Annotated in this window: 9 protein-coding genes; 3 read left to right on the top strand and 6 right to left on the bottom strand. The window is 69.4% G+C overall.

Features of this window, described 5'->3' with window-relative positions; all coding sequences use genetic code 11:
• Positions 1 to 677 precede the first annotated feature (677 nt).
• Entirely contained in the window at positions 678 to 1,025 is a 348-nt protein-coding gene (locus V6M42_RS09110; RefSeq protein WP_332661148.1) for a YMGG-like glycine zipper-containing protein, read from the top strand.
• On the opposite strand, the gene V6M42_RS09105 is transcribed toward V6M42_RS09110, so the two are convergent.
• The 3 genes from V6M42_RS09105 to tipF form a co-directional block, all read right to left on the bottom strand.
• Positions 1,022 to 1,711, bottom strand: a complete 690-nt coding sequence (locus tag V6M42_RS09105) for a 2OG-Fe(II) oxygenase (RefSeq protein WP_332661150.1) — start codon at positions 1,709 to 1,711, stop codon at positions 1,022 to 1,024. The two genes, V6M42_RS09110 and V6M42_RS09105, sit on opposite strands and share 4 nt — an antisense overlap.
• A gap of 194 nt (positions 1,712 to 1,905) precedes the next feature.
• The gene (locus V6M42_RS09100; RefSeq protein WP_332661152.1) at positions 1,906 to 2,169 is read right to left on the bottom strand and encodes a PilZ domain-containing protein; all 264 of its coding nucleotides are present in this window, start codon (positions 2,167 to 2,169) and stop codon (positions 1,906 to 1,908) included.
• Between the two features lie 81 nt (positions 2,170 to 2,250).
• A complete protein-coding gene (gene tipF / locus V6M42_RS09095; RefSeq protein ID WP_332661153.1) occupies positions 2,251 to 3,519 on the bottom strand; it encodes a flagella assembly cyclic-di-GMP phosphodiesterase TipF in 1,269 nt (422 codons plus the stop codon).
• 108 nt (positions 3,520 to 3,627) lie between these two features.
• Here tipF and V6M42_RS09090 point away from each other — a divergent pair, with 108 nt between their 5' ends.
• Together V6M42_RS09090 and V6M42_RS09085 are read left to right on the top strand one after the other, a co-directional pair.
• On the top strand, positions 3,628 to 4,398 hold the full coding sequence (locus V6M42_RS09090) for an SDR family NAD(P)-dependent oxidoreductase (protein ID WP_332661155.1): 771 nt from the start codon (positions 3,628 to 3,630) through the stop codon (positions 4,396 to 4,398).
• A gap of 52 nt (positions 4,399 to 4,450) precedes the next feature.
• Positions 4,451 to 5,362 carry a lysophospholipid acyltransferase family protein gene (locus tag V6M42_RS09085; protein ID WP_442880945.1) on the top strand — a complete coding sequence of 304 codons (912 nt, stop codon included), beginning with the start codon at positions 4,451 to 4,453 and terminating at the stop codon, positions 5,360 to 5,362.
• On the opposite strand, the gene V6M42_RS09080 is transcribed toward V6M42_RS09085, so the two are convergent.
• From V6M42_RS09080 to V6M42_RS09070, 3 genes are all read right to left on the bottom strand, one after another.
• On the bottom strand, positions 5,329 to 5,844 hold the full coding sequence (locus tag V6M42_RS09080) for a response regulator (RefSeq protein ID WP_332661156.1): 516 nt from the start codon (positions 5,842 to 5,844) through the stop codon (positions 5,329 to 5,331). The two genes, V6M42_RS09085 and V6M42_RS09080, sit on opposite strands and share 34 nt — an antisense overlap.
• A gap of 103 nt (positions 5,845 to 5,947) precedes the next feature.
• Positions 5,948 to 6,808 carry a M23 family metallopeptidase gene (locus V6M42_RS09075; RefSeq protein ID WP_332678275.1) on the bottom strand — a complete coding sequence of 287 codons (861 nt, stop codon included), beginning with the start codon at positions 6,806 to 6,808 and terminating at the stop codon, positions 5,948 to 5,950.
• Entirely contained in the window at positions 6,805 to 7,008 is a 204-nt protein-coding gene (locus V6M42_RS09070) for a DUF2093 domain-containing protein (protein WP_332661160.1), read from the bottom strand. The genes V6M42_RS09075 and V6M42_RS09070 overlap by 4 nt, the downstream gene beginning before the upstream one ends.
• Positions 7,009 to 7,109 lie beyond the last annotated feature (101 nt).

Genomic DNA, 7,109 nt, shown 5'->3' with positions numbered 1-7,109 from the left:
CAGAGGTCCCGCACGAGAAGCGCGCGGCGAGCAGGCGGACGCCATCCATCGACGTCCTCAAGGACCCCCGGCGTAAGCGCCCCCGGGCTTCATCGCTCGACCACAGCCCGCCGCCATCGAGAAGCGTGGATCCGACGCCCTCCCCACCGACGGGATGGGGGGATTATGGGGGTGGTCTGGACCAAGGCTACGACATGACGCTGCTGCGTTCGGATTGGCGCAATGGTTCAACGGGTTGGCGTTTGCAACTCGTCTGTTTCAGCGCGAACTTTCAGCGTTGAACCCGTCATTCCGGGGCGCTCGAAGAGCGAACCCGGAACCCAGGGGGGCCGACGCCGTCGTCCGACGCGCCGCCAATATCGAGCCCGGTCGCCTGGGTTCCGGGTTCCTCGCTGCGCTCGGCCCCGGAATGACGGAAGGGTGGGGCTCCGCTCGGCCCCGGAATGACGGAAGGGTGGGGCTGCGCTCGGCCCCGGAATGACGGGGGGGGGTGGGGTGGCGTTCGCTCCCGGGCAGGCGACCCTCACCCTTTGACGCTTCGCGCCGCCCTTCGGGTCCCGTTGCCGATCGCTTCGCCGCCGTGCGCTCAAGCCCTCTCCCAACGGGAGAGGGACGCCGCCGCCGGAACGCTCCACGCCTCTCCGCCGTTGGACTGCGGGGCTGCGAGGAGACAAGGCATGCAAGGCATCTGGAAACCGGGGTTGATCGCGGCCTCGGCGCTGGCCCTGACGGGTTGCGCGACGAGCGACAACTACGCATCGGCCTGCCAGCGCGACTATGAGCGGAACCGGCAGTATGCGACGGCGTCCGGCGCGCTGCTGGGCGCGGCGGTCGGGGCGGCGATCGCGGGCGAGAAGGACCGCGAGCGCGGGGCCGCCATCGGCGCCGTGGCCGGCGGCCTGCTGGGCAATCAGCTGTCGGCGCGGGACGACCCGTGCGGCTACGGCTTCGGCGGCTACAACGAGGATGGCCGATACGGCTATACGCGCGTGCCGCGCCCGGGCGACTACGGCTATTACCCCTAGGCGGCGTCGTGGAAGATCAGGCCGAGGGTCATCCTGGACCCTGAGCCGATGCGGCTGACGCCGTGGCGCATCTGCACGCGGTAGTCGCCGCGCACGCCGGCGACGGGACGCTCGCGGACGGCGAAGACGACGCCGTGGCCCTGGCGCAGCGGGACGACGTGGGCCTGCGACTGGCTGCGCGGCTTCTGTTCGACCATCACCAGTTCACCGCCGTCGAAATCGATCTCGGGCTCATTGAGCAGGATGGCCGTCTGGAGCGGGAAGACGAGGTCGCCGTACAGGTCCTGGTGCAGACGGTTGTAGTCCCCCGGCCCGTATTTCAGCATCAGGGAGGCGGGGCGCGTCTGGCCGGCCGCGTGGCAGCGGGCGGTGAAGGCGTCGAGGTCGGCGGGGAAGTCGGCGGGCCGGCCGAGGCGGGCGTTCCAGCCGTTGGCGACCGGCGCGAGGCCGGCGTAGAGGGCGCGGCGCAGCTCGGGCAGGGGCTCGGGCAGGGGGTCGGTGAAATACTGGTATTCGCCCTCGCCGAAGCCATGGCGGCCCATGACGATCCGGCTGCGGAACCGCTCGGGCTGACCGTACATCGTGCGCAGGGTGGCGCAGGTCCACGGCGTCAGCAGCCGGCCGGTCAGGGCCCAGCCCTGATCGTCGAGATCGGCGGCGATCCGCTCATAGTCGAGCCTGAACATGGGAGACGGGAGGTAAACCGACGGATCGGGCGGGTCTACCGGGTTCCCGTCTTTGGCTATTTCGGGGACGACCACGGCCGGCGCCGGGGCGCGGGGACCGGCGGCGAGGCGGAAAAGATCGGGGGTTTCGGTCATCCGCGGCACAGGACGGCGGATCGGGCGCCGCGTCTGGCGCTTTCCGGCGGCGGCGCCGGTCAGTCGAATTTGACGCCGACCTCATTGCCCGACTGCCAGGCGACCGCGCCGCTGCGCTCGCCCGTGGCGAGCCGCAGGACGACCCGGCCCTGCACCACAAGCCCGACGGTGGAGGTCAGCCGGACCTTGGCGCCGCCGTCGGTGAGGTTGCGGACCACGACGTCGATGACCTCGCGGTGAAGGCCGTGAACCAGCTGACCGCTCATGGCCACGCGGGGGCGTGGTCGGCGACGAGGGTCAGGCGGAGGGGCCTCGGCGGTCATGGTGCGGACAGTTTACCGGGAACGGCGACGCCAGGGGTTAAGGCGTTTCCCCAGGGTCGGAGCGGGCCGGAACCGGCGCCGTCAGCCGAACCGGCGGCGGTGGTCGGCGCTGCGCAGGGTCGAGCGGATGAAGTCGGCGGGCGGGTCGGTTTCCGCCAGCACGGCTTCCTTGATGGCGCGGGGCTCGCCGAACAGATGGCCCTGGCCCATGCCGATGTCGAGTTCGAGGATGTCGACGATCTGGCGCTCGCTCTCGCATTTCTCGGCGATCAGCTCGATGCCGTAGCGGCGCGTCAGGCCGGCGAAATCGGCGGCGGAGATGTCGCGCAGGCTGGGCAGGGCCGAGGCGCCGTCGGCGTCCAGCAGCTGTTCGATCAGCAGGTCAGCGGCGACCTTCATAAACTTGACGTCCGAACGCTGCAGGTCGGCGAAGTCGAGATCCAGCGTCTGGACCTTGTCGATCGAGAAGCGGAAGCCGAGGTCGGCCAGCTTGGCCATGTTGCGGGCCTCGGCGGCGCCGCGGGCGTCGAAGGTGGCCTGGCCCAGTTCGAAGATCAGGGCCTGGTTGAGGTCGCGGTTCTCGGACAGGAATTCGAGGAACTGGGGGAAGAAGGTCTCGTCGCCGAGCGAGGACAGGGCGACGTTGCAGAAGACGCCGACCTTGCGGTCCTGACGGGCCAGGCGGCGGACGATCTGGGCGCAGCGGAACAGCAGCAGGTTGTCGATGGCGGGGACCAGGCCCTCGCCCTCGGCGACCGAGAGGTATTCGGACGGCATCATCACCCGGTCGTCGGCGGCGCGCAGGCGGGTGAAGCTTTCGTAGAAGATGGTCCGGCGCTGGGGCAGGGAGACGACCGGCTGGAGGTAGAGGTCGACGCGGTTCTCGGCCAGGGCCTCGTGGATGGTGGCCAGCAGGGTGTTGGCCTGTTCGCGGTGGCGGGCCTCGAAGGCGCTGGCCGGCGCGGGCTGGGCCATGCGCTGGTCCAGCGACTCGCTCATCTGCGAGATCAGGGTCTCGAGCATGCGGACTTCGCCGGACAGGGCCTCGTTGGAGGTGACGGCGCCGGACTCGATGGCCTGGGCCAGTTCGGTGAGGGCGCCCTGGGTCGACTCCATGGCGTCGGCCAGCAGGCGGTGAGCCTCGCGGACGTTGTCGATTTCCTTTTTCAGCGCGGCCTTGTCGGCCTTGGCCGTGATCAGGGTGTGGGCGGCCAGAAACAGGCCGAACACGCCGAAGCCCGCGGCCACGCCGGCGCCGGCGCCGAGATTGGAGCTCCACAGAAACGCCCCGGCCGTCATGGCCAGGAACAGATAGGTGAAGAACAGGAAGCCCTGGGTGAGTGCGCGCATTGGAAACGGATCGTCCGTCTTCCCGGATGGAATCGCCCGAGTATCGGGGTATCAGAGCAGAACGCCTAGGCTTCCGCACGGATTCTCCCCACTTCTTCGAGGTTAACGATGGAATTGTTCGATCTGACCGGCAAGGTCGCGGTGATCACCGGTTCCTCCAAGGGGATCGGCAAGGCTATCGCCGAGCGAATGGCCGAGCACGGCGCGCGGGTGGTGATCAGTTCGCGCAAGGCCGGGCCTTGCGACGAGGTCGCCTCGGCCATCAATGCCAAGCACGGCGAGGGCCGGGCGATCGCCATTCCGGCCAATATCGCCTCGAAGGAGGATCTGCAGCGGCTGGTCGACGAGACCAATGCGGCGTTCGGCAGGATCGACATCCTGGTCTGCAACGCGGCGACCAATCCCTATGCGGGGCCGATGGCGGGGATCAATGACGAGCAGTTCGGCAAGATCCTGCAGAACAACGTGGTGTCCAACCACTGGCTGATCCAGATGGTCGCGCCGCAGATGCTGGAGCGGAAGGACGGATCGGTGATCATCGTCTCGTCGATCGGCGGCCTGAGGGGGAATGCGCTGATCGGCGCCTACAACATCTCCAAGGCGGCGGACATGCAGCTGGCGCGGAACCTGGCGGTGGAGTGGGGGCCGTCGAACGTGCGGGTCAACACCATCGCGCCGGGCCTGGTCCAGACCGACTTCGCCCGCTACCTGTGGGAGAACCCCGAGCTGCTGAAACAGGTCACGGACCCCGCGCCGCTGAAGCGTATCGGGCAGCCGGACGAGATCGCGGGGGCGGCGGTGTATCTGGCGGCCCCGGCCTCGGCCTACATGACCGGCCAGACGCTGGTGGTGGACGGCGGGATCACCATTGCCTGGTGACGAGCATACGCGCTCAAGCAGCCCTCCGGGCGATAGCGCCTCAGGGAAGCCTGTGAGTTTCCGCCAGGACCTGGTCTGGCGGCTGGAGGCGGTCGGCTTCGCGGGCTTCGTCGGCCTGATGCGGCTGCTGGGCGTGGAACGGGCGTCGGCGCTGGGCGGCTGGCTGCTGCGGACGCTGGGACCGAAGACGGGGACGCAGAAGACGGTGATGCGGAACCTGCGCATCGCCTTCCCGGAGATGCCGGAGGCCGAGCGCGAGGCGCTGGCGCTGGCGCAGTGGGAGCAGACGGGCCGGTCGTTCGCCGAGACGGCGGTGATGGACATCCTGGTGAAGCAGAACCGCATCGAGGTCGTGGGGCTGGAGCGGCTTCACGAGATCCGGGACTCGGGGAAGCCGGTGGTGTTCGCGGGCGGGCATTTCGCCAATATCGAGACGCTGGCGGCGACGATCACGGGCTCGGGCGTGCCGTGCCAGATCACCTATCGCGCGGCCAACAACCCCTATGTCGACGCCCAGATCATCGCGGCGCGGGCGCGGTACGGCGTCAAGCTGTTCGCGCCCAAGGGCGGGGACGGGGCGCGGGAGCTGCTGGCCGGGATGGCGCGCGGCGAGTCCGTGGCCCTGATGAACGACCAGAAATTCTCGGAGGGGCCCGAGGTGACCTTCTTCGGCCAGCCGGTGAACGCGGCGCCGGGGCCCAGCCGGCTGGCGCTGCGGTTCGGGACGGTGCTGCAGCCGATGTCGGTGGTGCGGCTGCCGGGCGTGAGGTTCCGACTGACGGTCTATGACCCCATCGAGATGACGCCGACGGGCGACCGCGCCGCCGACATCGTGCGCGGGGTGCAGGCCATCACCACCTTCGTCGAGGACCGTGTGCGCGAGAGCCCGGTCGACTGGTTCTGGGTCCACAAGCGGTGGCCCGCCAAGGTCTATGCGGCGCTGGAGTCCGGCTCGCGCGACTGATCGCGGGCGCGGCGGAACGGGCCCTTGTAGTCGGCCGACTGGGTGCGGCGGCGGTCGGGGCCGAAATAGCCGTCCGTCTTCACGAACGGGCGGGGGTGGAAGATGACCGACTGGATGCGGTCGAGGATGGCCTTGGCCGTGATCGGCTTGACCACGAATTCGGTCACGCCCGCGTCGCGCGCCTCGACGATGCGGCTCTTCTCGGAATGGCCGGTCATCATGATGATCGGCAGATAGGGATTGGCCGTGTCCGGGCTGTTGCGGACCAGGCGGGTGAACTCGACGCCGTCCAGCGGGAACATCTTGAAGTCCACGATCGCCAGATCGATCGGATGGTAGCGCAGGATATCGAGGGCGGCGGCGCCGTCGGACGCCTCGCGAACCAGACGGATTCCGGCGGAATCGAGCACCGCCGAGGTGATCGTCCGCATGTGGGCGTTGTCGTCGACGAGGAGGACTTTGAGGGCGCTGAGCGAGGCCATGGGTCGATGTCTTGAAGCCCGGCCAAGGTCGGGAATAACGTCGATCTACGAGCCGATTCGCCCCTCGTCCATTACTGAACGGTGATCACCTGGGCGTAATCGGTTACGGCCCTGCATTTTCAACCATGAGTGACGGATCGAGGTTCCGATCCCGCCATTTCATGCGCCAGCAGAGGTGCGGACCGGTCGCGCGGCCGGTCATGCCGACCTGACCTATCGGATCCCCGCGCGCGATGTCCTGGCCCTCGCGGACATCCAGCCGCGACTGGTGCAGATAGGCGGTGATCAGGCCCTGGCCGTGGTCGATCAGGACCAGGCCGCCTTCGAAATGCAGCGCCGGCCGGGCCAGGGTCACGCGGCCGTCGGCGGGGGCGCGGATGGCCGCGCCCTGCGGCGCGGCCAGGTCGATGCCGTAGTGGGGCCGGGCCGGCGTGCCGTTCAGGATGCGCTGGCTGCCCCAGCGACTGGTGACGCGGAAATTCTCCAGCGGCCAGATGAAACCGCCGCTGAAATGGTCGGCGTCGATGCGGCTGGCGAAGCCCTCGGCCTTGAGGGCGACCTCGCGCTGGATGCGGGCGAGGAGGGCCGGGTCGTCCGGTTCGATGGTCGAGGGCGGCAGGCCGTCGATGCGGCTTTCGGAAAACCGGCCGGGGGCGATGGTCAGGGTCCGCAGGGCCGAGCGGCCGTCGTGGCGGGCCTCGATCCGGACGCTGCCCGGCGCGTCGCGGTCGAAGCCGACGATGAAACCGCCGTCCGCCGAGGCGGTGGTCAGGGATTCGCCGTCGACGAGGATCTGGGCCCGGGGCCAGGTCCGGCCGATGGCGTGGCCGCCCTGGACGAAGCGGCCGGTCAGGGGCAGTTCGTCCGACGCCGGGACCCAGTTCGCGGACGGGGCCCAGGCCGCTGTCGGGGCCAGGCCGGCGAGCGCGCCGCCGATCAACAGCTGGCGGCGCGGCAGGATCAAGGGCGCTGGCCCAGGCCCTGGAAGGCCTCGGTCGGACCGGCGTAGGCTTCCTGCCGGCTGACGGACCAGTAGCGCAGGGTCTCCAGCGGGATGGACTTGCCGCTGACGGCGCAGATCACGGCGCGTCCCGGTTTGAGCACGGCGAACTCGCCGTCGCCGTAGTGAAGGGTGGCTGTGTCGGAGGAAGAAGGTCTGGCCATGGGGTCAGGCTAACGTGGCCTTTCCGCCTGCGCCACGGATTTCCCGCCTCAGAAGAGGTCGCCCTGGCCGGGCGGCGGCGTCCTGGGCCTGGGAGCGGGAG

Source organism: Brevundimonas sp., assembly GCF_036677305.1.
GTDB lineage: Bacteria > Pseudomonadota > Alphaproteobacteria > Caulobacterales > Caulobacteraceae > Brevundimonas.
This window is presented reverse-complemented; position numbering and strand designations above follow the sequence as displayed.

Coding starts and splice junctions, on each gene's coding strand:
- V6M42_RS09080 (WP_332661156.1), bottom strand. CDS start 5,844: ATGGCCTCGCTCAGCGCCCTCAAAGTCCTCCTCGTCGACGACAACGCC.
- V6M42_RS09070 (WP_332661160.1), bottom strand. CDS start 7,008: ATGGCCAGACCTTCTTCCTCCGACACAGCCACCCTTCACTACGGCGAC.
- tipF (WP_332661153.1), bottom strand. CDS start 3,519: ATGCGCGCACTCACCCAGGGCTTCCTGTTCTTCACCTATCTGTTCCTG.
- V6M42_RS09100 (WP_332661152.1), bottom strand. CDS start 2,169: ATGACCGCCGAGGCCCCTCCGCCTGACCCTCGTCGCCGACCACGCCCC.
- V6M42_RS09110 (WP_332661148.1), top strand. CDS start 678: ATGCAAGGCATCTGGAAACCGGGGTTGATCGCGGCCTCGGCGCTGGCC.
- V6M42_RS09090 (WP_332661155.1), top strand. CDS start 3,628: ATGGAATTGTTCGATCTGACCGGCAAGGTCGCGGTGATCACCGGTTCC.
- V6M42_RS09105 (WP_332661150.1), bottom strand. CDS start 1,711: ATGTTCAGGCTCGACTATGAGCGGATCGCCGCCGATCTCGACGATCAG.